Genomic DNA, 23,908 nt, shown 5'->3' with positions numbered 1-23,908 from the left:
GACCCACGCAAGCGCCCGCCCCTGGCGAGCGCGTTACGAAGGCACCCACCCCATGACCACCCCCACGGCTGCCCGGCTCGAAGTGCAGGGCCTGTCCACCTCGTTCGCCACCGACGCCGGCCGCATCCAGAGCGTGGCCGACGTGTCCTTCGCCATCCACCCGGGCCAGACGCTGGCGCTGGTCGGCGAGTCGGGTTCGGGCAAGTCCGTCACCAGCCTCACGCTGATGGGCCTGCACGCCAAGACCTCGCAGGCCAAGGTCGACGGCCAGGCCTGGTTCACCCGGCGCGATGGCCGGCGCGTGGACCTGCTGGCCCTGCCCGAGGCCGAGCGCCGCGCGCTGCGCGGCAACGAGATCGCGATGGTCTTCCAGGAGCCCATGACCAGCCTGAACCCGGTGCTCACCGTGGGTGAGCAGATCGCCGAATCGGTGCGCCTGCACCTGAAGCTCGACCGGCGCGCCGCCCTGGCCCATGCCCAGCGCATGCTGGAGCTGGTGGAGATACCGGCCGCGAAGCAGCGCGTGCACGAGTACCCGCACCAGCTCTCGGGCGGCATGCGCCAGCGGGTGATGATCGCGCTGGCCATGGCCTGCAACCCCACGCTGCTGATCGCCGACGAGCCGACCACCGCGCTGGACGTGACCATCCAGGCGCAGATCCTGGCCCTCATGGGCCGGCTGCAGAAGGAGACGGGCATGAGCATGCTGTTCGTGACCCACAACCTGGGCGTGGTGGCGCAGTACGCCGACGCGGTGGCCGTGATGTACGCGGGCCGCATCGTCGAGTCGGCCCCGGTGCACGATCTGTTCGCGCAGCCCGAGCACCCTTACACGCGCGGCCTGCTGGCCTGCCTGCCCGGCGTGGCCCGGCGCCATGCCGTGGCGGTGGCCGGGCAGCGCCCGCGCCTGGTGGCCATACCGGGCCAGGTGTCGAGCCCGCTCGCGCCGCCGCCGGGCTGCGCCTTTGCGCCGCGCTGCGAGCGCCGCATCGCGGCCTGCGATGCGCGCATGCCGGCCCTGTCCGACGGCAGTGCCACCGAGGCCGGCCGGCGGGTGCGCTGCATCCGTGTGGGCGAGCAGGCGCCGCAGGAGGTGAGCGCATGAACACCGTGGCCATGGCCCCGACCCCGGGCGACAACCTCATCGAAGTGCGCGGCCTGCGCAAGTACTTCGGCAGCGGCCCGCACCCGGTGCGTGCGGTGGACGACGTGAGCTTTGCCATCCGGCGCGGCGAGACGCTGGGCCTGGTGGGCGAGTCGGGCTCGGGCAAGAGCACCATCGGCCGGCTGCTGACGCGCCTGGTGGACCCGACGGCGGGGCAGATGCTGTACCACGGCGGCGAGGCCAGTGGGCAGGATCTGGCGGGGATGAGCCAGGGCCAGTTCCGCCCGCTGCGCTCGAAGATCCAGATCATCTTCCAGGACCCGTATGCCAGCCTGAACCCGCGCATGCGCATCCGCGAAGTGCTGGGTGAGGCACTGGACACACACAAACAGGCGCGCGGCGCGGCACGCCAGCCGCGCATCCAGGAGTTGCTCACGCAGGTAGGCCTCAGGCCCGAACATGCGGACCGTTTTCCGCACGAGTTCTCGGGCGGGCAGCGCCAGCGCATCGGCATTGCGCGCGCACTGGCGGTGCAGCCGAACTTCATCGTGGCGGACGAACCGCTGTCGGCGCTGGACGTGTCGATCCAGGCGCAGGTGGTGAACCTGCTGGGCGACCTCAAGCAGCAGCTGGGCCTGACCTTGCTGTTCATCTCGCACGACCTGGACGTGGTGGAGTACCTGTGCGACCGCGTGGTGGTGCTGTACCTGGGCCGCGTGATGGAGATCGCGCCCACCAGCGCGCTGTATGCGCGGCCAGCCCATCCCTACACGCGCGCCCTGCTGGCCGCGGCCCCCATCCCCGACCCGGCGCAGCGGCGTACCATCCCCCTGCTGCAGGGCGACCTGCCCAGCCCCGCCAATCCGCCCTCGGGCTGCGTGTTCCGCACGCGCTGCCCGCATGCGGTGGCCGAATGCGCCAGCGCCGACATGGCCCTGCGCCCCGTGGGCACCGAGCACTGGAAGGCCTGCTGGCGCGACGACATCTGACCGGCGCAGCCCCGCTGCGTCCCTCCAACATGACGAGACGACATGACGAACACCACCACTGACTTCACCCTGGACGCCACCAGCAAGAGCTTTCCCATCGCGGCGGCGCCCTGCCGCGCCAGCGAGATCGCCGCACGCGGCTGGAATGTGCTGGCCGACGACCTGGCCTTCCCGCTGGCAGTGCTCAGCCGCACGGCGCTGGCGCACAACCTGGCCTGGATGCAGGATTTTGCCAAGCGCAAGGGCATCGCCCTGGCGCCGCACGGCAAGACCACCATGTCGCCCCAGCTCTTTGCCCAGCAACTGGCGGGCGGTGCCTGGGGCCTGACCTTCGCCACCGCCTTCCAGGTCGCGGTGGGGGTGGAAGCCGGTGCGCGCCGCATCATCATCGCCAACCAGGTGGTCTGCGATACCGACCTGGATGCGCTCGATGCACTGCTGGCCCGTCACGCCGATCTCACGGTGTGGTTCCTTGTCGATTCGCTGGCGCAGCTCGCACTGGTGGAGGACTGGAAGCAGCGCCGCGGCAGTGCCCGCGTGTTCCACGTGCTGCTGGAGATGGGCATCCCCGGCCAGCGCACCGGCTGCCGCACGCTGGACGAGGCACTGGCCCTGGCGCGTGCGCTGGCGGCGTCGCAGGCCGTGCAGTTCGATGGCATCGAATGCTATGAAGGCGGCGTGGCGCGCTGCGACAACGAGCACGACGCCCGCGAGGTGACCGCCCTGGTGCGCCGCGTGATGGAATTGGCACGCGCCTGCGATACAGGGCACCTGTTCGCACAGGACCGCATCCTGCTCACGGCGGGCGGCTCGGCCGTGTTCGACCTGGTGGTGCCGCTGCTGCAGGCCCAGGGCCTGTCGCGCCCGGTGGAGGGCGTGCTGCGCTCGGGCTGCTATGTGACGCACGACCATGGCAACTACGCGCGCTTCCTCAAGAACGTGGAGCAGCGCGAAGGGCTCGATACCTCGCTGCGCCCGGCCCTCACGGTCTGGGCCATGGTGCAGTCGGTACCGGAGCCGGGCCTGGCCCTGCTGACCTGCGGGCGCCGCGACATCTCCTACGACCTGGAGATGCCCATCCCGGTGCAGCTGGCGCGGCGCGGCGAGCGCTCGGCAGCAGCCGCCCCTGCAGGCTGGAGCGTGAGCGCCTTGAACGACCAGCATGCCTACCTGCGCTTCGATGCCGCAGCCGGCGACGCCGGTACGCCGCGTGTGGGCGACCGCGTGGCGCTGGGCATCTCGCACCCCTGCACCACCTTCGACAAGTGGCGCTGGATGCCGCTGGTGGAAGACGATGGCGCCATCACGGGCGCCATCAGCACCCGGTTCTGAGACGCGGAGAAGCGCATGAACAGCAGCCTGCCTCCTTCGCCATCGTCCTCCACCCAGCCGCCCAGCCCCACGCCGGGCCTGCTGCAGCAACTGCGCGAGCGCCAGGACAGCCTGCCCGATGCGCAGCGCAGCGTGGTGCGTGCCGTGCTCGAAGACCCGCGCGCTGCCGTGGCGGCCACGGTGGAGCAGCTGGCGCAGCAGGCGGGCGTGTCCATGCCGACCATCGTGCGCACTTGCCGCAGCTTCGGCTACGACTCGGTGCGCGAGTTCATGCTGGCGCTGGCGCAGGACCTGGCGGTCTCGGGCTCCTACCTGCACCGCAGCGTGTTGGCCGAGGACACGGCGCAGGACGTCTCCAGCAAGATCATCCATGCGGCCGTCTCCTCGCTGACTGAGCTGGGCCGGCGCATCGACGTGGACGTGATCGACCAGGTGGCCGCGAAGCTCGCCAAGGCGCGGCGCATCGACTGCTATTCGGTCGGCGCGGCATCGACCTTCACGGCCAGCGAGCTGCAGAGCCGGCTGTTCCGCCTGGGCCTCACGGCCAACGCGATCTTCGACGCGCACCAGCAACTGGTCTCGGCCAGCACCCTGGGCCCCGAGGGCGTGGCCTTCGTGGTGTCGCACGTGGGGCGCATGCCCTACACGGTGGAGGCGGCGCGTTTCGCCCGCTCGCAGGGCGCCACGGTGATCGCGCTGACCCAGCCCGGTACGCCGCTGGCCGAGACGGCCGACCTGGTGCTGGCGGTGTCGGTGCCGCAGGATGCGGTGATGCGCGTGGGCACCGAGGCCTACCTGGCCCACCTGGTGGTGATCGAGATCCTGATGGTGCGCCTGGCGCAGCAGTTGGGGCCGGTGGCCACGCGGGGCCTGCAGCAGTTCAAGCAGCTTTTGCACAAACACGGATTCGACAGCGCCGAGTATTCGGGCGCCATGGACCACGGCCCGGGCATGCACAAGCCGGGCCAGAAAGACAATTGATGGTAGCAACGCAAGCAACCCTGCTGAAGAACGGAACCATCATCGACGGCACCGACCGCCCCGGATGGGTCGGCGACCTGCTGCTGGCAGGCGAGCGCATCGTGGCGCTGGCCGCGCCCGGCGCCATCGACCCGGCCTTGTTCGCCGGCCTGGAGCTACAGACCATCGACTGCACGGACCGCGTGATCGCACCCGGCTTCATCGATGTGCACACGCACGACGATGCGGCCGCCATCGACGCGCCCGACATGCTGCCCAAGCTGTCGCAGGGCGTGACCACGGTGATCGTGGGCAACTGCGGCATCTCGCTGGCCCCCATGGTGGCGGATGCACCGGCGGCGCCGCTGTCGTTGCTGGGCCAGCGCCAGTTCCGCCACGCGCGCATGGCCGACTACGCGCGCGCCGTGGATGCCGCGCAGCCCGGCGTGAACGTGGCTGCATTGCTGGGCCATACGGCCCTGCGCATGCGCCACCTTCCCGAACTGGGGCGCGCGGCCACGGCCAGCGAACGCGCTGCCATGGCGGCCGACATGCAGGAGGCCATGGATGCGGGCGCGCTGGGCCTGTCGTCCGGCGTGTTCTACAAGGAAGCCTATGCGGCCGACCTCACCGAGCTGACCGAGCTGGCCAGCGTGGCCGCGCGCAATGGCGGCGTGTATGCGACCCACATCCGCGACGAACTGGCCGGCATTTTGCCGGCGCTGCAGGAGGCCGCGCTCACGGCGCGCCAGGCCGGCCTGCCGCTGGTGCTGTCGCACCACAAGTGCGCCGGCGCCTCGAACTGGGGCCGCACGCGCGAGACGCTGCCGCTGATCGAGTCCCTCGCAAAGGGCCAGCCCATCAGCCTGGACGTGTACCCCTACACCGCGGGTTCGACGGTGCTGCGCACCGACCTGGTCGACGGTGTGATCGACATCCTGATCACCGGCAGCCAGCCCCACCCCGAAATGGTGGGTCGCTACCTCAAGGACATCGCCCGCGAATGGAGCATGAGCGAAGATGCAGCCTGCGACCGGCTGCAGCCCGGCGGCGCCTGCTACTTCCAGATGCGCGAGGACGATGTGGAGCGCGTGATTGCGCACCCCCTGTCCATGATCGGCTCGGACGGCCTGCCGCACGACGAGCGCCCCCACCCCCGCCTGTGGGGCGCCTTCCCGCGCGTGCTGGCCTGCTACTGGCGCGAGAAGGGCCTGCTGCGTCTGGAGGAAGCCATCCACAAGATGACCGGCCTGTCGGCCCAGCGTTTTCGCATCGGCGAGCGCGGGCGGCTGGAAGCCGGCTGCATGGCCGATATCGTGGTGTTCGACCCGGCGCGCGTGCGCGATACCGCGAGCTACGAACAACCCGTGCAGTTCAGCGAGGGGATCGAACAGGTTTGGGTCAACGGCGTGCTGAGCTACACCGCGGCTGGTCGTGCCACGGGCGCGCGGGCCGGGCGGTTCATCCGGCGTCAGGCACTGCCGGCCTGAAGGGGCGATTTGCCTGCGGGGCCTGGATCATCATCCATGCCCCCAGGAATTCCATCTTCTCCTGCCGAGCCTGCCGTCAACCGCGTGCAGTTGTGGCACCAAGACCCAGGAGTTTCGCCGTCTGGGCGGACTTGCCTGCAGGCACGGTGATCCGTCAGCTCACGGCTGAGCGGGTCAGCAGCAGCCGGATGCCTGCGTACACGAAGACTCCAGCCAGCAGCGCATTGAATGCGCGATGGATGCGGGCGTATGCCGCACGTGCCAACGGTGTCGAAAATGCCAGGGCATAGCCCATGAAGATACAAGCTCCGATGCCGGCGCAACACGCCACGACCGCCAGGGCATGGCTGCGTCCGGCGCCGGCGGGCACGCCGAGAGCGACGATGGAAAGCCACACAAAGACGGCCTTGGGGTTGGTCATGTGCATCGCCAGGCCGAGCCGAAAAGCCTGGAGGTGGTCGCCGCCCGTGGTGTCGGAGGCCTCGTGCAGGGCATTCGGCGTGAATGCGGCACGCGCCGCCTTCCAGGCCAGCCAGAGCATGTAGATGCCGCCCAGCACCTTCAGGACGAGCAAGGACCAGGAATAGCTGCGCATGAGTGCCGACATGCCCAGTGCAGCGGCCACACCCCAAAACACCGAGCCGAGGACCACCCCGGCAGCCAGGGCCATGGCACGCCTCCGTCCATGCGACATGGCGGCCGCCATGATCGCCAGATTGCTGGGGCCAGGGCTTGCAACACCAACTGTATAGGCCATGAGCGCCACCAGCAGGGTCGGGGACAGAAAACCTGCGTCCATGGAAGATGCCTCCTGGAATGCACACCCCACCAAAGAGGAAAGCCGCTCACTGCAATGGCAGGGCACAAACAAAAACGCCCACGGTGAAGTGGGCGTTTGCTGTGAGCGGAGACCGCTACATATTGGTTGCGCGAGAAGGATTTGAACCTCCGACCTTTGGGTTATGAGCCCAACGAGCTACCAGACTGCTCCATCGCGCGGTAAGAAATAAATTATACCCTATTATTCAGCTGCTGCCGAATTATTTTCGGTTTCTGCAGCACGATCCACCAATTCAACCAGGGCCATGGGTGCATTGTCGCCCACACGGAAACCCATCTTGAGGATGCGGGTGTAGCCACCAGGACGCACCTTGAAGCGGGGGCCCAGGTCGTTGAACAGCTTGGTCACGCTGTCACGGTCGCGCAGGCGGTTGAAGGCCAGGCGGCGGTTGGCAACGGAGTCTTCCTTGGCCAGGGTGATCATGGGTTCGATCACGCGGCGCAGTTCCTTGGCCTTGGGGACGGTGGTCTTGATGACTTCGTGCTCGATGAGCGAGTTCATCATGTTCTGCAGCATCGCAAGGCGGTGCGAGCTGGTGCGGTTGAGTTTGCGGAGGCCGTGACCGTGACGCATGGTGCTTTTTCCTTATTTAAAATTAAATCAGGCAGCCGTGTAAGGTACTGCCCGAGGCACTGTTCCCATCCAAGGGAACCAAAAACCGGGTTCCCGCGATTCGGGGAACCCAGAATTATAACTTAACGCTTGTCCAGACCGGCTGGTGGCCAGTTCTCAAGCTTCATGCCCAACGTGAGACCACGCGATGCGAGCACTTCCTTGATTTCGTTGAGCGACTTGCGACCCAGGTTAGGCGTCTTGAGCAGCTCGTTCTCGGTGCGCTGGATCAAGTCACCGATGTAGTAGATGTTCTCGGCCTTCAGGCAGTTGGCGGAACGCACGGTCAGTTCCAGCTCGTCCACAGGACGCAGCAGGATCGGATCGAACGTGGCATTGCCGCGCGGGCCTGCCGGTGCGTCGAACGCAGCCAGCTCGCCACCTTCCAGCTGCGCGAACACCGCCAGCTGTTCCACCAGGATCTTGGCCGATGCGCGCACTGCGTCTTCGGCAGTGATGGCACCATTGGTCTCGATCTCGACAACCAGCTTGTCCAGGTCGGTACGCTGCTCCACGCGGGCGCTTTCCACCGTGTAGCTCACGCGCTTCACAGGGGAGAACGACGCATCCAGCACGATCCGGCCAATCGACTTGGTCGACTCGTCGGCATAGCGGCGCAGGCTACCGGGCACGTAGCCACGGCCCTTCTCGACCTTGATCTGCATGTCCAGCTTGCCGCCGGCCGACAGATTCGCGATCACGTGGTCAGGGTTGACGATTTCCACGTCGTGAGGGGTCTGGATATCGCGTGCGGTAACCACACCTTCGCCATCCTTGCGCAGGCTCAGCGTGACTTCATCACGGTTGTGGAGCTTGAACACCACGCCCTTGAGGTTCAACAGGATGTTGACCACATCTTCCTGAACGCCGTCAATGGACGAGTACTCATGCAGAACGCCTGCAATGGTGACTTCCGTCGCTGCGTAACCCACCATGGACGAGAGCAGGACACGCCGAATGGCGTTACCCAGCGTGTGGCCGTACCCACGCTCGAACGGCTCCAGCGCGACCTTGGCACGGTTGTGGCCAAGCTGCTCGACATTGATCGCCTTGGGTTTCAGCAAATTGGTTTGCATTCAGACTTCCTCTCAATACCCCCAGCTCGTTACACCGGTAAGGCTGGTGAAGCGCCTAAACCGCGATGCCTCGCGGTTCAGGGACGGTTTTCTTGAAATATGTACCGAGCAATTAGCGCGAGTACAACTCAACGATCAGGGATTCGTTGATGTCGGCGCCAAACTCATCACGGTCCGGCACCTTCTTGAAGATGCCTTCGGCCTTCTCGGCGTTCACTTCCACCCACGCAGGCATGCCGACCTGGGCAGCCAGTTGCAGGGCTTCAACAATGCGGTTCTGCTTCTTGGACTTTTCACGCACGGCCACCACATCGCCCGTCTTCACGAGGTAGGAAGCGATGTTCACAGACTTGCCGTTCACCGTGATCGCCTTGTGCGAGACCAGCTGGCGCGCTTCGGCGCGGGTCGAGCCGAAGCCCATGCGGTACACCACGTTGTCGAGACGGGATTCCAGCAGGAACAGCAGGTTGGCGCCGGTATTGCCCTTCTTGCCTTCGGCGGCTTCGAAGTAGCGGCGGAACTGCTTTTCCAGCACGCCGTACATGCGCTTGACCTTCTGCTTTTCACGCAGTTGCAGGCCGTAGTCGGACGTGCGGGCACCGGAGGTACGGCCGTGCTGGCCTGGCTTGGAGTCGAACTTGGACTTGTCGGCAATCGAGCGACGTGCGCTCTTGAGGAACAGGTCCGTGCCTTCACGGCGGGAGAGTTTGGCCTTGGGGCCGAGGTAACGTGCCACTTGAGCTTCCTTTGTGTCATCTACCGCAAACCATTGCGGGAGCCGCCTGAGGCGCTTGCGCGTTCACAGGCGGCGGTGGGCTTAGAGAGAGATTAGATACGACGGCGCTTTTGAGGGCGGCAGCCGTTGTGAGGCACGGGGGTCACATCGGAGATGGACGTGATGCGAATGCCCAGGGCGCCCAGAGCGCGCACCGAGGATTCACGGCCTGGGCCAGGACCCTTGATTTCAACGTCAAGGTTCTTGATGCCTTGGTCGATGGCAGCGCGGCCAGCCACTTCCGAAGCCACTTGGGCCGCGAAGGGAGTGGACTTGCGCGAGCCCTTGAAACCTTGGCCACCGGACGATGCCCACGACAGGGCATTGCCCTGGCGATCGGTGATCGTGATGATGGTGTTGTTGAACGAGGCGTGCACGTGTGCAATGCCGTCCGAAACATTCTTCCGGACCTTCTTGCGAACGCGCTGAGCTGCGTTATTGGCAGGAGACTTAGCCATGATGATCTTTCAATCTCTTTATTTCTTCAGTGCAGCTGCACCCTTGCGCGGACCCTTGCGAGTGCGTGCATTGGTACGGGTGCGCTGACCACGCATTGGCAGACCGCGGCGATGGCGGAAGCCACGATAGCAGCCGATGTCCATCAAGCGCTTGATGTTCATCGTGGTTTCGCGGCGCAGGTCACCTTCAATGGTGAACTGCTCGATTTGCTCGCGAATTTTTTCCAGATCGCCATCCGTCAGATCCTTGATCTTCTTGGAGTAAGCGATACCAGTTGCTTCGCAGATCTTGCGAGCGCGGGTGCGACCAATGCCAAAAATGGCGGTCAAACCGATTTCCGCGTGCTTGTGCGGCGGAATATTAATGCCAGCGATACGTGCCATATGCGTCCTCTAATACTTTCCAATCAACCTTGGCGCTGCTTGTGACGCAGATCCGTGCAGATCACGCGCACCACACCCTTGCGGCGGATGATCTTGCAGTTGCGGCAGATTTTTTTGACCGAAGCCGAAACTCTCATTGCATTCTCCTAAAACTTTTCCATCCGTCCCGGCTGTTTCGCACGGAACACAATTTGTGCCCGCGAAAAATCGTGGGGCGCCAACTCAACCGATATCCAGTTCTGCAGGCAGTCGCCGCTATGCGATCAACTGCCTTCCTTCATCATCATCAACCGCCTGCGTTGCCCTTGAAATTGGCTTTCTTGAGCAGCGATTCGTACTGTTGCGACATCATGTAGTTCTGAACCTGGGCCATGAAGTCCATGGTCACCACCACAATGATCAGCAGCGATGTCCCACCAAAGTAGAACGGAACGTTGTACTTCAAGATCAGGAACTCTGGCAGCAAGCACACGAAGGTGATGTACACAGCGCCTGCCAAGGTCAGGCGAACCAGGATCTTGTCGATATAACGGGCCGTCTGCTCACCGGGCCGGATGCCTGGAATGAACGCACCGCTCTTCTTCAGGTTATCTGCAGTCTCACGGCTGTTGAACACCAGTGCCGTATAGAAAAAGCAGAAGAACACAATCGCGGCAGCGTAGAACATCACATAGATGGGCTGACCAGGAGTCAACGCACCCGAGATGTCCTTCAACCAGCGCATCGACTCGCCTGCACTGAACCAGTTCACCACCGTGGCGGGCAACAGGATGATCGACGAGGCAAAGATCGGAGGAATCACGCCAGCCATGTTCAGCTTGAGGGGCAAGTGCGACGACTGGCCGCCGTAGACCTTGTTACCTACCTGCCGACGGGCGTAGTTCACCAGAATCTTGCGCTGACCACGCTCCACAAACACCACGAAGTAGGTCACCAGACCGACCACGAGGACGATGAAGATGGCGGCCAGGATGCTCATGGCACCCGTACGAACCAGTTCAAGGAGACCACCGATGGAGCTGGGCAATCCGGCTGCGATACCTGCAAAGATCAGGATCGAGATACCGTTGCCCAAACCACGTTCAGTGATCTGCTCACCCAGCCACATCAGGAACATCGTGCCGGCGGTCAGGCTGACGACGGCGGTCATGCGGAACCCGAAACCAGGGCTCAGCACCAGACCTGCGGAGCTTTCCAGCGCGACGGCAATACCCAGCGACTGGAACAGGGCCAGGCCCAACGTTCCGTAGCGGGTGTACTGCGTGATCTTCCTGCGACCGGCTTCGCCTTCCTTCTTCAACTGCTCGAACGTGGGAATCACGTAAGTCATCAGCTGCATGATGATCGATGCCGAGATGTACGGCATGATCCCCAGAGCGAAGACCGTGAAACGCGACAGCGCACCACCCGAGAACATGTTGAACAGGTTCAGGATGCCGCCTTGCTGGCCACTGAACAGCTGCTGGAGTTGGGCTGGATCGATACCAGGCACAGGGATATGAGCCCCTATGCGATACACGACCAGCGCAAGCAACAGAAAAACCAGACGGCGACGCAGGTCGCCGAACTTGCCGGTCTTTGCAATTTGAGCCGCGCTAGTAGCCACAGATGCCTTCCTTCAGAGCCACACTCAGGCGACGCTGCCGCCAGCAGCTTCGATCGCTGCCTTGGCACCTGCCGTAGCGCCCACGCCATTGAGCTTGACAGCCTTGGTGAGGGAACCGCTCTTGATGACCTTGACCACCTTGGCCAGCTCGCCCACGAGGCCAGCTTGCTTGAGTGCCAGCACGTCCACTTCGGCCAGGCCGAGCTGATCGAGCGCCGTCAGCGTCACTTCTGCATTGAACTTGAGCAGGTGCGACTTGAAGCCGCGCTTGGGCAAGCGACGTTGCAGAGGCATTTGACCGCCTTCGAAGCCCACCTTGTGGTAGCCACCGGCACGCGACTTCTGACCCTTGTGACCACGGCCAGCGGTCTTGCCCAGGCCGGAGCCGATACCACGGCCTACACGGCGCTTGGCATGCTTGGCACCGTCTGCGGGCTTGATGCTATTGAGTTCCATGATCTATCTCTCAGAGGACTTTGACCAGATAGCTGATCTTGTTAATCATGCCGCGCACTTCGGGCGAGTCCTGCAGTTCGCTCACGCTGTTGAGCTTGCGCAGGCCCAGGCCACGGACGGTGGCGCGGTGCGATTCCTTGGTGCCGATAGGGCTGCGCACCAATTGAATCTTGACGGTTTGTTGCGTTGTCATTTTCAGGCTCCGATTCAGGCGAAGATGTCTTCGACCGTCTTGCCGCGCTTGGCTGCCACATTCGACGGAGTGGTCGAATTGACGAGCGCATCAAAAGTGGCACGGACCATGTTGTAGGGGTTGGAGGAACCATGGCTCTTGGCCACGATGTCCGTCACGCCCAGCACTTCGAAAACGGCGCGCATGGGGCCGCCAGCAATGATGCCGGTACCCTTGGGAGCGGGAGCCATCATCACGACAGCAGCGCCATGGTGGCCCGTCACGTTGTGGTAGATGGTGCCGTTCTTGAGCGATACCTTGACCATGTTGCGGCGGGCTTCTTCCATCGCCTTTTGCACGGCAGCAGGCACTTCCTTGGACTTGCCCTTGCCCATGCCAACACGGCCGTCACCGTCGCCAACCACCGTCAGTGCGGCGAAGCCGAGGATACGGCCGCCCTTCACGACTTTGGTCACGCGGTTGACCGCGATCATTTTTTCGCGCAGACCGTCGTCCTGACCTTCGCTCTGCACTTTGGGTTGAAATTTAGCCATTTTTTATTCGCTCCGCTTAGAACTGCAGGCCGGCTTCACGGGCTGCGTCGGCCAGGGCCTTGACGCGACCGTGGTAGGCAAAGCCTGCGCGATCAAATGCAACCTTCTCGACACCCGCAGCCTTCGCTTTTTCAGCGATGCGCTTGCCGATGATCTGGGCTGCAGCGGCATTGCCACCCTTGCCCGAACCGCCGAGCGACTTGCGCACGTCGGCTTCTGCCGTCGATGCACTTGCCAGCACCTTGCTGCCGTCGCCGGAGATCACACTGGCGTAGATATGGAGGTTCGTACGGTTCACGGTGAGACGCGCCACGCCTTGCTGTGCAATGCGGATGCGGGTTTGGCGCGAACGACGAAGACGCTGCTCTTTCTTGGTCAACATGTTGCAGCTCCTTATTTCTTCTTGGTCTCTTTGATCGTGATCTTTTCGTCCGCATAGCGGATACCCTTGCCCTTGTAGGGCTCGGGTGGACGAACAGCACGGATCTCAGCAGCGATTTGCCCCACACGCTGGCGGTCAGCACCCTTGATCACCACTTCCGTGGGCGTGGGGGTTGCGACCGTAATGCCAGCGGGCATTTCGATATTGACCGGGTGCGAATAGCCCACAGCCAGGTTCAGCTTGGAACCGGAAGCCGCAGCCTTGTAACCCACACCCACCAGGCTCAGCTTCTTTTCAAAGCCCTTGCTGACACCGACCACCATGTTGTTGACCAACTGGCGAATCGTGCCGCTCATGGCATTGGCTTCGCGGGAGTCGTTGACAGGCGCAAAGCTCAGCTTGCCTTCATTGCTCGACACCTTCACCAGCACATTCTGTGCGAGCGAGAGGGCGCCACCAGAACCCTTGACAGAGATCTGGTCATCTTTCACGGACACATCCACGCCAGCGGGGATGGTCACGGGCATTTTTCCTACTCGGGACATTTCAGTTTCTCCTCAATGCCGCGGGTTAGGCCACGTAGCAGAGCACTTCGCCACCGACACCGGTAGCGCGCGCCTTGCGATCGGTCATCACGCCCTTGGGCGTCGTGACAATTGCCACACCCAGACCGTTCATGACTTGTGGAATGGAATCACGGCCTTTGTAGACACGCAGTCCGGGGCGGCTGACGCGCTCGATGCGCTCAATCACGGGACGGCCTGCGTAGTACTTCAGGGCAATTTCGAGTTCCGACTTGCCAGCTTCGGTTTTCACCTGGAAGCCGTCGATATAACCTTCGTCCTTCAGCACCTGGGCGATGGCAATCTTCACTTTGGAAGAAGGCACCAGAACCGTGGCCTTGGCGACCATCTGTGCATTACGGATGCGGGTCAGCAAGTCAGCGATGGGATCACTCATGCTCATGTTTAATCTCTCCTGCCTGCTTACCAGCTGGCCTTGGTGACACCAGGGATGTCGCCTGCAAAAGCCAGTTCACGGATCTTGGCGCGAGCCAGACCGAATTGACGGAAGGTGCCGCGAGGACGACCGGTGATTTCGCAACGGTTGCGCTGACGCGTCGGGTTGGCATTGCGAGGGAGCTTTTGCAGGCCCAGGCGGGCTGCATCGCGCTCTTCGTCGCTGCGCTTGGCATCGCCAGCGATTGCCTTCAGTTCCGCATACTTGGTTGCGTACTTGGCTGCCAGTTTTTCGCGCTTCAGTTCGCGCTGGATCAAAGCTACTTTAGCCATGCTTCGCCTCAGTTCTTGAACGGGAAACGGAAACCAGCGAGGAGAGCCTTGGCTTCTTCGTCCGACTTGGCCGTCGTGGTGATGCTGATATTGAGACCGCGCAAGGCATCCACCTTGTCGTACTCGATTTCAGGGAAAATGATCTGTTCCTTGACGCCGATGTTGTAGTTGCCACGGCCGTCGAAAGCGCGGCCGGAGATACCACGGAAGTCACGAACGCGGGGCAGAGCCACGGTCACGAAACGGTCCAGGAACTCATACATCTGCACGCCGCGCAGCGTGACCATGCAACCGATGGCCTGGCCTTCGCGGATCTTGAAACCGGCGATAGCCTTCTTGGCCTTGGTCACCACGGGCTTCTGACCAGCAATCTTGGTCAGGTCGGCCACGGCGTTGTCCATCACCTTCTTGTCCGAGACTGCCTCGCTCACGCCCATGTTCAGGGTGATCTTGGTCAGACGGGGAACCTGCATCGGCGAGGTGTAACCGAACTGCTTGGTCAGTTCGGGAGCGATCTTGTCGCGGTAAATTTCTTGGAGTCGTGCCATGTTTACCCCTTAGGCCGCCTTGATTTCAGCGCCGCTGGACTTGAACACGCGAACGCGCGTACCGTCAGCCTGCACCTTGATGCCCACGCGATCAGCCTTGCCGGTCGCGGCATTGAAGATGGCCACATTGGACTGGTGAATCGGCATGGCCTTTTCAACGATGCCGCCCGTCGTACCCTTCATGGGGTTTGGCTTGGCGTGCTTCTTGACGAGGTTGATGCCGTCGATGACGAGGTGGGAGTCATCCTTGCGCAGCGACACCGTGCCACGCTTGCCCTTGTCACGGCCGGTCAGCACGATGACTTCGTCGCCCTTGCGAATCTTGTTCATGGCGCGTCCTTAGAGAACTTCAGGAGCCAGGGACACGATCTTCATGAACTTCTCGGTACGCAATTCACGCGTCACGGGTCCGAAGATGCGGGTGCCGATAGGCTCCAACTTTGCATTCAGCAACACTGCAGCGTTGCCATCGAATTTGACGAGCGAACCGTCGCCACGGCGAATACCCTTCGCCGTGCGAACGACCACCGCACTGTAAACCTCGCCTTTTTTGACGCGGCCACGTGGAGCGGCTTCTTTGATGCTCACCTTGATGATGTCGCCAACGCTTGCATAGCGACGCTTGGAACCACCCAGCACCTTGATGCAAAGGACGGACTTAGCGCCGGTATTGTCGGCAACCTCTAACCGAGATTCTGTCTGGATCATTTCAATATTCCCAACTTGCACCAGAAGACAACAGCCCCAGAGAACTTCTCAAGGGCTGCGGATCAGCCAGTCAGTCTTGGGCCCGTCGTCCGCACCGCAAACCATTTGCAGCACTTCCCGCTGGGCAGAAACTTCACGTAGGAAACGCGAAGCCCTCGATTATTGCAAAGGACTTCCAGGAAGTCAAGCGCCGCATCAGCCAGGGGCGTGCAGATACTGTTGCGCCAGCGCCAGAAAGTCGCCGAGACGAGGGTCCGAACCCAGTTCCTCCTGCAGGAGGTCAGCGACGGCGGGCGCCAGTTCAATGGCCTTGCGGGCATCGAGGAACAGCAGCCTGCAGCGGCGCGCCAGCACATCTTCCACCGTGCGGGCGTATTCATGCCGCGCCGCGAACCGCACCATCGCCTCCGTCAGGCCGCCGCCCAGATCCGTCTGTGCACCCGGCATTTCCTGAACGGCCGCCGCTTCGCTGCCATAGGAGTGCAGCCCCTGGGCATCGCTGATGCGGTGCCGCACAGGCCCCGGGGGCGTTCCCACCAGGGGCAAATGATTGGTCACGCCCGCGGGTTTTTCGGGCAGCAGGCCCGTGGTGAAGCATTTTTGCAACACATCTTCAGCCATGGCGCGGTAGGTGGTCCATTTGCCACCGGTCACGGTGATCAGGCCGCTGCGGCTGGCCAGGACGGTGTGCTCGCGGCTGATTTTCTTGGTGTTGTCGCCATCGTCGTCCTGCGGCTTCACCAAGGGACGCAGGCCCACCCAGATGCTGCGGATGTCCCCGATCTTGGGGGCGCGGGTGAGGTAGCGCGCCGATTCTTCCAGGATGAACTGGACTTCCTCGTGGAAAGGCTCCGGCTCCCGCACGATGTCCTGGCGCGGGCTGTCCGTCGTCCCCAGAATGAGCTTGCCCAGCCAGGGCACTGCAAACAGGACCCGGCCATCGGCCGTCTTGGGCACCATGAGGGCATGGTCGGAGGGAAGGAACTCGCGATCCACCACGATGTGCACACCCTGGCTTGGCGCCACGATCGGCTTGACGGGGCGGCCAATGGCCTCGCCGTCCATCTGGCGCAGGGCATCCACCCACACGCCGGTGGCATTCACCACGGTGCGGGCGCGAACCGTGAACTGCTGGCCGCTGTCGGCGTCCTCGCAGACAAGGCCCGCCACCTTTCCCGCCTCGTGGACCAGGGCCCGCGCAGGACAGTAGTTGACCACCAGGGCGCCCAGACCCGCCGCCGTCCGCGCCAGCGCCAGGGCCAGCCGGGCATCGTCGAACTGCCCGTCCCAGTACTTGACCCCTCCCTTGAGCCCCTCCGTCCGGGCCGTGGGCAGGCATTCCAGGGTGCGCGCACGGCCCAGGAACTGGGTGGCACCCAGTCCGGCTTTTCCGGCCAGGGCGTCGTACATCATGAGCCCGATGCCATAAAAAGGCGTCTCCCAGAAACGGTACGAGGGCATCACGAAAGGCAGGGGCTGGGCCAGATGCGGCGCGTTGTGCAGCAAGGTCGTGCGCTCGTGCAGCGCTTCGCGCACCAGCGCGATGTTGCCCTGGGCCAGGTAGCGGACACCGCCATGCACCAGCTTGGTGGCACGGGACGAGGTCCCCTTGGCGAAGTCGTGCGAGTCCACCAGGACCACGCTGAAACCGCGCGCCGCAGCATCCAGAGCGACTCCCAGCCCCGTCGCCCCGCCACCAATCACGGCAAGGTCGTAGTGGTGCGGCTGGGCCAGACGGGCCAGCAGGTCGGCGCGTCGCGTAGGGAGGGGGGCAGTGGCGATGGTCATGGGGTGATTGTCCATGGGCGGAACAAGAATTAAGGGTTTACCCTTGAATTCTTGGCACTTCCGGGATGAGAAACCGCCCAAGGGGAAGGAACTCCGGGGGGCGGCATGGAGTAAAAAAGCAGCCAGAGACCTTGTGAGCCCTGGCTGCCGGTGGCATCAGTCGTCAAGAAGCGACCGCCTCAGGGTCTCAACGCGCCTTGCCGTCCTTCCAAGCCTGCAGCAGCGTGCCGTACGCAATCGTCTGGCCCTTCGGCTTCTCATTGGCCAGCTTGGCCCAAGGCGCCTGCTTGTCGCTCAGCCACTTGGCGTTGTCGCTCTTCGGATTGAGCTTGGGGGCGCAATGCGCCATGCCGGCACGTTCCAGACGGGCCATCACCTGGTCCATTTCGTCGGCCAGCGTGTCCATGGCGCCCTGGGGCGTCTTTTCACCCGTGACGGCCTGCGCCACGTTCTTCCACCACAGCTGTGCCAGCTTGGGGTAGTCGGGCACGTTGGTACCGGTGGGCGACCATGCCACGCGGGCGGGACTGCGATAGAACTCCACCAGACCACCCAGCTTGGGCGCCATGTCGGTCATGGCCTTGGACTGGATGTCGCTCTCGCGGATCGGGGTCAGGCCCACGATGGTCTTCTTGAGCGACGTGGTCTTGGCCGTCACGAACTGGGCGTAGAGCCAGGCAGCGGCGGTCTTGTTGGCGTCGTGGTCCTTGAAGAAGGTCCAGCTGCCCACGTCCTGGTAGCCGTTCTGCATGCCCTGCTTCCAGTACGGGCCGTTCGGGCCGGGGGCCATGCGCCACTTGGGCGTGCCGTCGGCATTCACCACAGGCAGGCCGGGCTTGGTCATGTCGGCCGTGAAGGCGGTGTACCAGAAGATCTGCTGGGCGATCTGGCCCTGGGCGGGCACGGGGCCGGCTTCGCCGAAGGTCATGCCCGTGGCTTCCTTGGGCGCGTACTTCTTCATCCAGTCCACGTACTTGGTCAGCGCGTAGACCGCCGCAGGCGAGTTGGTAGCGCCGCCACGGGCCACCGAGGCGCCCACGGGCGTGCACTTGTCGTCGGCCACGCGGATGCCCCATTCGTCGATCGGCAGGCCGTTGGGCGCGCCAATGTCCGCCGTACCCGCCATGGACAGCCATGCATCCGTGAAGCGCCAGCCCAGCGAAGGGTCCTTCTTGCCGTAGTCCATGTGGCCATAGATGGGCTTGCCGTCGATGTTCTTCACGTCGTTGGTGAAGAACTCGGCGATGTCCTCATAGGCGCTCCAGTTGAGCGGCACGCCCAGGTCGTAGCCGTACTTGGCCTTGAACTTGTCCTTGATGTCCTTGCGGTCGAACAGGTCGGCGCGGAACCAGTACAGGTTGGCGAACTGCTGGTCGGGCAGCTGGTACATCTTTCCGTCCGGGCCAGTCGTGAACTTGGTACCGATGTAGTCCTTGAGGTCGATGCCGGGGTTGGTGAATTCCTTGCCCGCGCCGCCCATGTAGTCGGTCAGGCTCATGATCTTGCCGTAGCGGTAGTGCGTACCGATCAGGTCCGAATCCGAGATCCAGCCGTCATAGATCGACTTGCCGGACTGCATGGAGGTCTGCAGCTTCTCGACCACGTCGCCTTCCTGGATCAGGTCGTGCTTGACCTTGATGCCCGTGATTTCCTCGAACGCCTTGGCCAGCGTCTTGGATTCGTATTCGTGGGTGGTGATGGTTTCAGACACCACCGAGATTTCCTTCACGCCCTTGGCTTGCAGCTTCTTGGCTGCTTCGATGAACCACTTCATCTCGGCCATCTGCTGGTCCTTGCTCAGCGTGGAGGGCTGGAACTCGCTGTCAATCCACTTCTTGGCTTCCGCCTCGCCCGCCATGGCGGCCTGGCCCGTCATGACCGCAACTGCCAATGCCAGCGCTGTGTACCGCGTCTTCATAGTGCCTGTCTCCTCATAGTCATCTCCCCTTTTGGATGCAAGGGTCGCCCGGCTCCGGGGAAGGGTTGAGCCGCGCGACGGGAACCAACGGAATGAAAGCTGCCTGCGAACGCGCTACCCCTTGCGCAGGATCAGCGCCAGCAGCGCCATCGACAGCACGAAGCTGATCCAGATCGAAGGATCGCCCTGAAGGCTGAACCACTGGGCCAGCTTGCCGCTGATGCCCACAAAAATCAGATTCACGTAGGCCGCTGACAACAGCCCAATAAACAGCCGATCACCGCGCGTCGTCTCCAGCGGCAAAAAGCCCTTGCGCATCGTCGTGGGCGACTTGATCTCCCACACCGTCATGCCAATCAGCATCAGCACGATGCAAATGAAGAACACCGCCACGGGCAGCGTCCAAGCCATCCACTCAAACATGGCGATATCTCCTCAAACCCGGCCCATCGCGAAACCCTTCGCGATGTAGTGCCGAACAAACCAGATCACGATGGCACCCGGCACGATGGTCAGCACGCCGGCGGCGGCCAGCGTGGCCCAGTCCATGCCGCTCGCGCTCACCGTGCGCGTCATGGTGGCCACGATGGGCTTGGCATTCACGCTGGTCAGCGTGCGCGCCAGCAGCAACTCCACCCAACTGAACATGAAACAGAAGAACGCCGCCACGCCCACGCCGGCCTTGATCAGCGGCAGGAAGATCGTCATGAAAAAGCGCGGAAAGCTGTAGCCATCGATATAGGCCGTCTCGTCGATCTCGCGCGGAATGCCGCTCATGAAGCCTTCCAGGATCCACACCGCCAGCGGCACGTTGAACAAGAGGTGCGCCAGCGCCACGGCAATGTGCGTGTCCATCAGCCCCACGGTGGTGTAGAGCTGGAAGAACGGCAGCAAAAACACGGCCGGCGGCGTCATGCGGTTGGTCAGCAGCCAGAAGAACACATGCTTGTCGCCCAGGAACTGGTAGCGCGAGAACGCATAGGCCGCCGGCAGCGCCACGGTCAGCGATATCGCCGTGTTGATGGCCACGTAGATCAGGCTGTTGATGTAACCCGAGTACCAGGACTCGTCGGTGAAGATGGTCTTGTAGTTGTCCCACGTGAAGTTCTGGGGAAAGAACGAGAACGTCGAGAGGATCTCCGCGTTGGTCTTGAAGCTCATGTTGACCATCCAGTAGATGGGCAGCACGGCGAAGACCAGGTAGGCGATCAGGAACACCGACCGCTTGTGGAAGCGTTTTTCATTCATGGCCGGCCCCTTCGTTGCTGGCGGTGCCCACGCGCTGCATCCAGTTGTAGAGGATGAAGCACAGCAGCAGGATGATGAAGAAATAAATCAGCGAGAACGCTGCGGCGGGACCCAGGTCGAACTGGCCCACGGCCTTGGTCGTCAGGTACTGGCTCAGGAAGGTGGTGGCATTGCCCGGCCCGCCACCCGTGAGCACGAAGGGCTCGGTGTAGATCATGAAGCTGTCCATGAAGCGCAGCAGCACCGCGATCATGAGCACGCCGCGCATCTTGGGCAGCTGGATGTAGCGGAACACCGCGAACTTGCTGGCACCGTCGATGCGGGCGGCCTGGTAATACGCATCCGGGATGGAGCGCAGGCCGGCGAAGGCGAGCAGCGCCACCAGCGGCGTCCAGTGCCACACGTCCATCAGCAGCACCGTGAGCCATGCATGCGCGGCGTTGCCGGTGTAGCTGTACTCGATGCCCGCCTCCTGCAGCAGGCGCCCCATGAGGCCGATATCCGCGCGGCCATAGATCTGCCAGATGGTGCCCACCACGTTCCAGGGAATCAGCAGCGACAGCGCCACCACCACCAGCACGGCGGACGACTTCCACCCCTGCGCGGGCATGGACAGCGCGAGCAGGATGCCCAGCGGGATCTCCACCGCCAGCACCGCCAGCGAGAACGTGATCTGGCGCCACAGCGCGGCGTGCAGCTCCTCGTCGCGCATCACGGCGGCGAACCACTCGGTGCCCACGAACACCCGGCGCTCGGGCGAAATGATGTCCTGCACCGAGTAGTTCACCACCGTCATCAACGGAAGGATGGCCGAGAAAGCCACGCAGATGATGACCGGAAGGATCAGGAACCAGGCCTTCTGGTTCACGGGCTTGGTGGTGGTGCTCATGCCAACAGCTCCTCGTTTTGATAGAAGCACGTGTGCTCACCGAGCACCTGCAGCCAGACGGCATCCCCCGCGGAAGGCAGCCGTGCTTCCGGGCTGAAGCGCGCCTTGAGCGTGTGCTCACCCACCTTGGCGGTCAGCATCAGGTAGGTACCGATGTCCTGCACCTGCACCACTGTGCAGGGCAACGCACCGGCTTGGCCGGGCTCGGCCAGGGCCAGGTACTCGGGCCGCACGCCCACCTGCAACATACCTTCGGGCAGGGCGCGGTCCACCGGCGCGGCCAGGCGGTGGCCCGCCACCGACAACGCGGCTCCATCGCGCTGGGCGGGCAGGAAGTTCATGCCGGGCGAGCCGATGAAGTGGCCCACAAACACGTGTGCGGGCCGCTCGAACAGCGCGTCGGCCGAGCCCACCTGCACCGCCTTGCCGCGCGTCATCACCACCACCTGGTCGGCAAAGGTCAGTGCCTCGACCTGGTCGTGCGTCACATAGATCAGCGTGAGCTTGAGTTCGTGGTGGATCTGCTTGAGCTTGCGCCGCAGCTGCCACTTGAGGTGCGGGTCGATCACCGTGAGCGGCTCGTCGAACAGCACGGCCGCCACATCGGCGCGCACCAGGCCACGGCCCAGCGATATCTTCTGCTTGGCATCGGCCGCGAGGCCGGCCGCGCGCTGGTTGAGCTGCCCGCTCATCTCCAGCATCTCGGCGATCACGCCCACGCGCTGCCTGATCTGGTATTCGGGCACCTTGCGGTTGCGCAGCGGGAAGGCCAGGTTCTCGGCCACCGTCATGGTGTCGTAGATCACGGGGAACTGGAACACCTGGGCGATGTTGCGCTCCTGCGGGCTGGCGCGCGTCACGTCGCGGCCATCGAACAGCACCTTGCCGTGCGAGGGCACGAGCAGGCCCGACATGATGTTGAGCATGGTGGTCTTGCCACAGCCCGAGGGGCCGAGCAGCGCATAGGCACCGCCGTCCTCGAACTCCATCTTGAGCGGCAGCAGCGCGTAATCGCTGTCCTGCTGCGGGTTGGGCTTGTAGGAATGCGCCAGATCCAGACTAATGCGAGCCATTTCAGCGCCCTCCCTGGCGCGCGGGCGCCCATGCCAGCCGGCCGTCAGCGCCAAACACATAGGCCTGCGCCGGGTCCAGATGCAGCGTGAGGGGCGTGCCCAGTTCGAAGTAATGCACCCCCGTCAGCTGGGCGACCAGGTCACCCCAGGGCGTCGTGGCGTGCACGAAAGTGTCGGACCCGGAAATCTCGGCCAGCTCCACCACGCCCCCCACGCTGATGTCATCAGGGCGGGCATGTACGCGCAGCGCGCTGGCGCGCACGCCCACGGTGAGCCCCGCGGCCGTGGCCACACCCTGCGGCAGCGGCACGGCCAGCTCCACGCCGCCCTCCAGGCGCACGCCACGCGGGGTTGCCGATGCGGCGATCAGGTTCATGGGCGGGTCGCTGAAGGCACGCGCCACGCGCAGCGAGTTGGGCGCATGGAACACCTCCGCCGTCGGGCCGTACTGCAGCAGCTGCCCCTCGTCCAGCACGGCGGTGTAGCCGCCCAGCAGCAGGGCCTCGCCCGGCTCGGTGGTCGCATAGACCACCGTGGACTGGCCGGCAGCAAACAGCTGCGTCAGTTCTTCACGCAGCTCTTCGCGCAGCTTGTAGTCCAGGTTCACCAGGGGTTCGTCCAGCAGCATCAGGGGCGCACCCTTGGCCAGGGCGCGGGCCAGCGCCACGCGCTGCTGTTGCCCGCCCGACAGCTCGGCAGGATAGCGGTCCAGGAACATGTCGATGTGCAGGCGGCTGGCGATTTCGCGCACCCGGGCGTCGATGTTCTTTTCGCCGCGCAGCTTGAGCGGCGACGCAATGTTGGCCGCCACCTTCATCGAGGGGTAGTTGATGAACTGCTGGTACACCATGGCCACGTTGCGGTCGCGCACGGGCATGCCGGTCACATCCACGCCATCGACCGTCACGCGGCCCGCGGTCGGCGTGTCCAGCCCGGCCATGATGCGCATGAGGCTGGTCTTGCCTGCCTGCGTGGCGCCCAGCAGCACCGTCACGGCGCCGCTGTGCAGCGCCAGGCTCATGTCATGGAGCCAGGTCTGCGGACCAACCTTCTTGCTGATGCTGTCCAGTGCCAGCTGCATCACGCAACCTTTCTAATGGGCCCCTGAGGGCCGGGTGGATCTGGCTCCCTGCCGCGCACGCAGCAAAACGCCTCGTTTCGATTGCGTTCATTTTTGTTCTTTTTTGATCGTATTGAATCAAGGTTTACCCTTAACAGGTTCCTTTTTGTTCGATTTAAAGTATCTCCAATC

At 63.6% G+C, this 23,908-nt stretch carries 30 protein-coding genes and 1 tRNA gene; 5 read left to right on the top strand and 26 right to left on the bottom strand.

Going from position 1 to position 23,908, the window contains the following annotated elements:
• Positions 1-52: 52 nt before the first annotated feature.
• From AC1RVY_RS20420 to AC1RVY_RS20400, 5 genes are read left to right on the top strand one after another with little or no spacing between them, the layout of a single operon-like run.
• On the top strand, positions 53-1,105 hold the full coding sequence (locus AC1RVY_RS20420) for an ABC transporter ATP-binding protein (protein ID WP_492807942.1): 1,053 nt from the start codon (positions 53-55) through the stop codon (positions 1,103-1,105).
• Positions 1,102-2,094 (top strand): ABC transporter ATP-binding protein, encoded by a 993-nt coding sequence (locus tag AC1RVY_RS20415; RefSeq protein ID WP_492807940.1) that lies wholly within the window; start codon positions 1,102-1,104, stop codon positions 2,092-2,094. The genes AC1RVY_RS20420 and AC1RVY_RS20415 overlap by 4 nt, the downstream gene beginning before the upstream one ends.
• Before the next feature lie 42 nt (positions 2,095-2,136).
• Positions 2,137-3,426 carry an amino acid deaminase gene (locus AC1RVY_RS20410; RefSeq protein ID WP_492807938.1) on the top strand — a complete coding sequence of 430 codons (1,290 nt, stop codon included), beginning with the start codon at positions 2,137-2,139 and terminating at the stop codon, positions 3,424-3,426.
• A gap of 15 nt (positions 3,427-3,441) precedes the next feature.
• Entirely contained in the window at positions 3,442-4,407 is a 966-nt protein-coding gene (locus AC1RVY_RS20405; RefSeq protein WP_492807936.1) for a MurR/RpiR family transcriptional regulator, read from the top strand.
• Positions 4,407-5,876: an N-acyl-D-amino-acid deacylase family protein gene (locus AC1RVY_RS20400; protein WP_492807934.1), complete on the top strand. Its 1,470-nt coding sequence runs from the start codon at positions 4,407-4,409 to the stop codon at positions 5,874-5,876. The genes AC1RVY_RS20405 and AC1RVY_RS20400 overlap by 1 nt, the downstream gene beginning before the upstream one ends.
• A 154-nt stretch (positions 5,877-6,030) precedes the next feature.
• Here the strand turns inward: AC1RVY_RS20400 and AC1RVY_RS20395 are convergent, their stop codons facing one another.
• The 26 genes from AC1RVY_RS20395 to AC1RVY_RS20270 all read right to left on the bottom strand — a co-directional run bounded on the left by AC1RVY_RS20395 (position 6,031) and on the right by AC1RVY_RS20270 (position 23,737).
• Positions 6,031-6,675 carry a LysE family translocator gene (locus tag AC1RVY_RS20395; protein ID WP_492807933.1) on the bottom strand — a complete coding sequence of 215 codons (645 nt, stop codon included), beginning with the start codon at positions 6,673-6,675 and terminating at the stop codon, positions 6,031-6,033.
• A gap of 123 nt (positions 6,676-6,798) precedes the next feature.
• Positions 6,799-6,875: transfer RNA gene (locus AC1RVY_RS20390), tRNA-Met, on the bottom strand.
• 22 nt (positions 6,876-6,897) lie between these two features.
• Entirely contained in the window at positions 6,898-7,290 is a 393-nt protein-coding gene (gene rplQ / locus AC1RVY_RS20385) for a 50S ribosomal protein L17 (RefSeq protein ID WP_008906513.1), read from the bottom strand.
• Positions 7,291-7,412: 122 nt separating this feature from the next.
• Complete coding sequence (locus AC1RVY_RS20380; RefSeq protein WP_008906514.1) at positions 7,413-8,405, bottom strand: DNA-directed RNA polymerase subunit alpha; 993 nt, start codon at positions 8,403-8,405, stop codon at positions 7,413-7,415.
• 112 nt (positions 8,406-8,517) lie between these two features.
• A complete protein-coding gene (gene rpsD, locus AC1RVY_RS20375) occupies positions 8,518-9,141 on the bottom strand; it encodes a 30S ribosomal protein S4 (protein WP_218296832.1) in 624 nt (207 codons plus the stop codon).
• A gap of 92 nt (positions 9,142-9,233) precedes the next feature.
• Positions 9,234-9,638, bottom strand: coding sequence for a 30S ribosomal protein S11 (rpsK, locus tag AC1RVY_RS20370; RefSeq protein ID WP_005793662.1), 405 nt, complete (start codon positions 9,636-9,638; stop codon positions 9,234-9,236).
• A gap of 18 nt (positions 9,639-9,656) precedes the next feature.
• Positions 9,657-10,022 (bottom strand): 30S ribosomal protein S13, encoded by a 366-nt coding sequence (gene rpsM / locus AC1RVY_RS20365; protein WP_008906516.1) that lies wholly within the window; start codon positions 10,020-10,022, stop codon positions 9,657-9,659.
• 23 nt (positions 10,023-10,045) lie between these two features.
• The gene (gene rpmJ, locus AC1RVY_RS20360) at positions 10,046-10,159 is read right to left on the bottom strand and encodes a 50S ribosomal protein L36 (protein ID WP_005793651.1); all 114 of its coding nucleotides are present in this window, start codon (positions 10,157-10,159) and stop codon (positions 10,046-10,048) included.
• Between the two features lie 149 nt (positions 10,160-10,308).
• Positions 10,309-11,628, bottom strand: coding sequence for a preprotein translocase subunit SecY (gene secY, locus AC1RVY_RS20355; protein ID WP_218296831.1), 1,320 nt, complete (start codon positions 11,626-11,628; stop codon positions 10,309-10,311).
• 24 nt (positions 11,629-11,652) lie between these two features.
• Positions 11,653-12,084, bottom strand: a complete 432-nt coding sequence (gene rplO / locus AC1RVY_RS20350) for a 50S ribosomal protein L15 (protein ID WP_055395677.1) — start codon at positions 12,082-12,084, stop codon at positions 11,653-11,655.
• 10 nt (positions 12,085-12,094) lie between these two features.
• Positions 12,095-12,277: a 50S ribosomal protein L30 gene (rpmD, locus tag AC1RVY_RS20345; protein WP_007861725.1), complete on the bottom strand. Its 183-nt coding sequence runs from the start codon at positions 12,275-12,277 to the stop codon at positions 12,095-12,097.
• A 14-nt stretch (positions 12,278-12,291) separates the two neighbouring features.
• On the bottom strand, positions 12,292-12,810 hold the full coding sequence (gene rpsE, locus AC1RVY_RS20340) for a 30S ribosomal protein S5 (protein WP_218296830.1): 519 nt from the start codon (positions 12,808-12,810) through the stop codon (positions 12,292-12,294).
• Positions 12,811-12,826: 16 nt separating this feature from the next.
• Entirely contained in the window at positions 12,827-13,192 is a 366-nt protein-coding gene (gene rplR / locus AC1RVY_RS20335; protein WP_005793639.1) for a 50S ribosomal protein L18, read from the bottom strand.
• A gap of 11 nt (positions 13,193-13,203) precedes the next feature.
• Entirely contained in the window at positions 13,204-13,737 is a 534-nt protein-coding gene (gene rplF / locus AC1RVY_RS20330; protein ID WP_218296829.1) for a 50S ribosomal protein L6, read from the bottom strand.
• 25 nt (positions 13,738-13,762) lie between these two features.
• On the bottom strand, positions 13,763-14,158 hold the full coding sequence (rpsH, locus tag AC1RVY_RS20325) for a 30S ribosomal protein S8 (protein WP_008906523.1): 396 nt from the start codon (positions 14,156-14,158) through the stop codon (positions 13,763-13,765).
• Positions 14,159-14,178: 20 nt separating this feature from the next.
• Positions 14,179-14,484: a 30S ribosomal protein S14 gene (gene rpsN, locus AC1RVY_RS20320; protein ID WP_007861712.1), complete on the bottom strand. Its 306-nt coding sequence runs from the start codon at positions 14,482-14,484 to the stop codon at positions 14,179-14,181.
• Between the two features lie 8 nt (positions 14,485-14,492).
• Complete coding sequence (rplE, locus tag AC1RVY_RS20315) at positions 14,493-15,032, bottom strand: 50S ribosomal protein L5 (RefSeq protein WP_005793632.1); 540 nt, start codon at positions 15,030-15,032, stop codon at positions 14,493-14,495.
• A gap of 9 nt (positions 15,033-15,041) precedes the next feature.
• Positions 15,042-15,362, bottom strand: a complete 321-nt coding sequence (gene rplX, locus AC1RVY_RS20310; protein WP_184860255.1) for a 50S ribosomal protein L24 — start codon at positions 15,360-15,362, stop codon at positions 15,042-15,044.
• Between the two features lie 9 nt (positions 15,363-15,371).
• Positions 15,372-15,740 (bottom strand): 50S ribosomal protein L14, encoded by a 369-nt coding sequence (gene rplN, locus AC1RVY_RS20305; protein WP_007861702.1) that lies wholly within the window; start codon positions 15,738-15,740, stop codon positions 15,372-15,374.
• 195 nt (positions 15,741-15,935) lie between these two features.
• Positions 15,936-17,528 carry a glycerol-3-phosphate dehydrogenase/oxidase gene (locus AC1RVY_RS20300; protein ID WP_492807929.1) on the bottom strand — a complete coding sequence of 531 codons (1,593 nt, stop codon included), beginning with the start codon at positions 17,526-17,528 and terminating at the stop codon, positions 15,936-15,938.
• 187 nt (positions 17,529-17,715) lie between these two features.
• Positions 17,716-19,446 carry an ABC transporter substrate-binding protein gene (locus AC1RVY_RS20295; protein ID WP_492807927.1) on the bottom strand — a complete coding sequence of 577 codons (1,731 nt, stop codon included), beginning with the start codon at positions 19,444-19,446 and terminating at the stop codon, positions 17,716-17,718.
• 114 nt (positions 19,447-19,560) lie between these two features.
• Positions 19,561-19,869, bottom strand: coding sequence for a DUF2160 domain-containing protein (locus AC1RVY_RS20290; protein WP_218296826.1), 309 nt, complete (start codon positions 19,867-19,869; stop codon positions 19,561-19,563).
• 12 nt (positions 19,870-19,881) lie between these two features.
• The gene (locus AC1RVY_RS20285) at positions 19,882-20,694 is read right to left on the bottom strand and encodes a carbohydrate ABC transporter permease (protein WP_218296825.1); all 813 of its coding nucleotides are present in this window, start codon (positions 20,692-20,694) and stop codon (positions 19,882-19,884) included.
• Positions 20,687-21,583 carry a carbohydrate ABC transporter permease gene (locus tag AC1RVY_RS20280; RefSeq protein ID WP_218296824.1) on the bottom strand — a complete coding sequence of 299 codons (897 nt, stop codon included), beginning with the start codon at positions 21,581-21,583 and terminating at the stop codon, positions 20,687-20,689. The genes AC1RVY_RS20285 and AC1RVY_RS20280 overlap by 8 nt, the downstream gene beginning before the upstream one ends.
• Entirely contained in the window at positions 21,580-22,656 is a 1,077-nt protein-coding gene (locus tag AC1RVY_RS20275; RefSeq protein WP_492807925.1) for an ABC transporter ATP-binding protein, read from the bottom strand. The genes AC1RVY_RS20280 and AC1RVY_RS20275 overlap by 4 nt, the downstream gene beginning before the upstream one ends.
• A gap of 1 nt (position 22,657) precedes the next feature.
• Positions 22,658-23,737 carry an ABC transporter ATP-binding protein gene (locus AC1RVY_RS20270; protein ID WP_218296822.1) on the bottom strand — a complete coding sequence of 360 codons (1,080 nt, stop codon included), beginning with the start codon at positions 23,735-23,737 and terminating at the stop codon, positions 22,658-22,660.
• Positions 23,738-23,908 lie beyond the last annotated feature (171 nt).

This window comes from Acidovorax sp. GW821-FHT11A03 (assembly GCF_058809075.1).
This window is presented reverse-complemented; position numbering and strand designations above follow the sequence as displayed.

Excerpts from the sequence above, each read along its gene's own strand:
- rplX (WP_184860255.1), bottom strand. The coding sequence starts at position 15,362 with ATGAACAAGATTCGCAAGGGCGACGAAGTCATCGTGCTGACCGGCCGT.
- AC1RVY_RS20405 (WP_492807936.1), top strand. The coding sequence starts at position 3,442 with ATGAACAGCAGCCTGCCTCCTTCGCCATCGTCCTCCACCCAGCCGCCC.
- AC1RVY_RS20415 (WP_492807940.1), top strand. The coding sequence starts at position 1,102 with ATGAACACCGTGGCCATGGCCCCGACCCCGGGCGACAACCTCATCGAA.
- rplF (WP_218296829.1), bottom strand. The coding sequence starts at position 13,737 with ATGTCCCGAGTAGGAAAAATGCCCGTGACCATCCCCGCTGGCGTGGAT.
- rpsH (WP_008906523.1), bottom strand. The coding sequence starts at position 14,158 with ATGAGCATGAGTGATCCCATCGCTGACTTGCTGACCCGCATCCGTAAT.
- AC1RVY_RS20380 (WP_008906514.1), bottom strand. The coding sequence starts at position 8,405 with ATGCAAACCAATTTGCTGAAACCCAAGGCGATCAATGTCGAGCAGCTT.
- rpsK (WP_005793662.1), bottom strand. The coding sequence starts at position 9,638 with ATGGCTAAGTCTCCTGCCAATAACGCAGCTCAGCGCGTTCGCAAGAAG.
- rpmJ (WP_005793651.1), bottom strand. The coding sequence starts at position 10,159 with ATGAGAGTTTCGGCTTCGGTCAAAAAAATCTGCCGCAACTGCAAGATC.
- rplO (WP_055395677.1), bottom strand. The coding sequence starts at position 12,084 with ATGGAACTCAATAGCATCAAGCCCGCAGACGGTGCCAAGCATGCCAAG.
- AC1RVY_RS20270 (WP_218296822.1), bottom strand. The coding sequence starts at position 23,737 with ATGCAGCTGGCACTGGACAGCATCAGCAAGAAGGTTGGTCCGCAGACC.
- rpsN (WP_007861712.1), bottom strand. The coding sequence starts at position 14,484 with ATGGCTAAAGTAGCTTTGATCCAGCGCGAACTGAAGCGCGAAAAACTG.
- rplN (WP_007861702.1), bottom strand. The coding sequence starts at position 15,740 with ATGATCCAGACAGAATCTCGGTTAGAGGTTGCCGACAATACCGGCGCT.
- AC1RVY_RS20280 (WP_218296824.1), bottom strand. The coding sequence starts at position 21,583 with ATGAGCACCACCACCAAGCCCGTGAACCAGAAGGCCTGGTTCCTGATC.
- rplE (WP_005793632.1), bottom strand. The coding sequence starts at position 15,032 with ATGGCACGACTCCAAGAAATTTACCGCGACAAGATCGCTCCCGAACTG.
- AC1RVY_RS20300 (WP_492807929.1), bottom strand. The coding sequence starts at position 17,528 with ATGACCATCGCCACTGCCCCCCTCCCTACGCGACGCGCCGACCTGCTG.
- rpmD (WP_007861725.1), bottom strand. The coding sequence starts at position 12,277 with ATGACAACGCAACAAACCGTCAAGATTCAATTGGTGCGCAGCCCTATC.
- AC1RVY_RS20395 (WP_492807933.1), bottom strand. The coding sequence starts at position 6,675 with ATGGACGCAGGTTTTCTGTCCCCGACCCTGCTGGTGGCGCTCATGGCC.
- AC1RVY_RS20400 (WP_492807934.1), top strand. The coding sequence starts at position 4,407 with ATGGTAGCAACGCAAGCAACCCTGCTGAAGAACGGAACCATCATCGAC.
- AC1RVY_RS20290 (WP_218296826.1), bottom strand. The coding sequence starts at position 19,869 with ATGTTTGAGTGGATGGCTTGGACGCTGCCCGTGGCGGTGTTCTTCATT.
- AC1RVY_RS20410 (WP_492807938.1), top strand. The coding sequence starts at position 2,137 with ATGACGAACACCACCACTGACTTCACCCTGGACGCCACCAGCAAGAGC.
- AC1RVY_RS20295 (WP_492807927.1), bottom strand. The coding sequence starts at position 19,446 with ATGAAGACGCGGTACACAGCGCTGGCATTGGCAGTTGCGGTCATGACG.
- AC1RVY_RS20275 (WP_492807925.1), bottom strand. The coding sequence starts at position 22,656 with ATGGCTCGCATTAGTCTGGATCTGGCGCATTCCTACAAGCCCAACCCG.
- rpsE (WP_218296830.1), bottom strand. The coding sequence starts at position 12,810 with ATGGCTAAATTTCAACCCAAAGTGCAGAGCGAAGGTCAGGACGACGGT.
- rpsM (WP_008906516.1), bottom strand. The coding sequence starts at position 10,022 with ATGGCACGTATCGCTGGCATTAATATTCCGCCGCACAAGCACGCGGAA.
- AC1RVY_RS20420 (WP_492807942.1), top strand. The coding sequence starts at position 53 with ATGACCACCCCCACGGCTGCCCGGCTCGAAGTGCAGGGCCTGTCCACC.
- rplR (WP_005793639.1), bottom strand. The coding sequence starts at position 13,192 with ATGTTGACCAAGAAAGAGCAGCGTCTTCGTCGTTCGCGCCAAACCCGC.
- rplQ (WP_008906513.1), bottom strand. The coding sequence starts at position 7,290 with ATGCGTCACGGTCACGGCCTCCGCAAACTCAACCGCACCAGCTCGCAC.
- AC1RVY_RS20285 (WP_218296825.1), bottom strand. The coding sequence starts at position 20,694 with ATGAATGAAAAACGCTTCCACAAGCGGTCGGTGTTCCTGATCGCCTAC.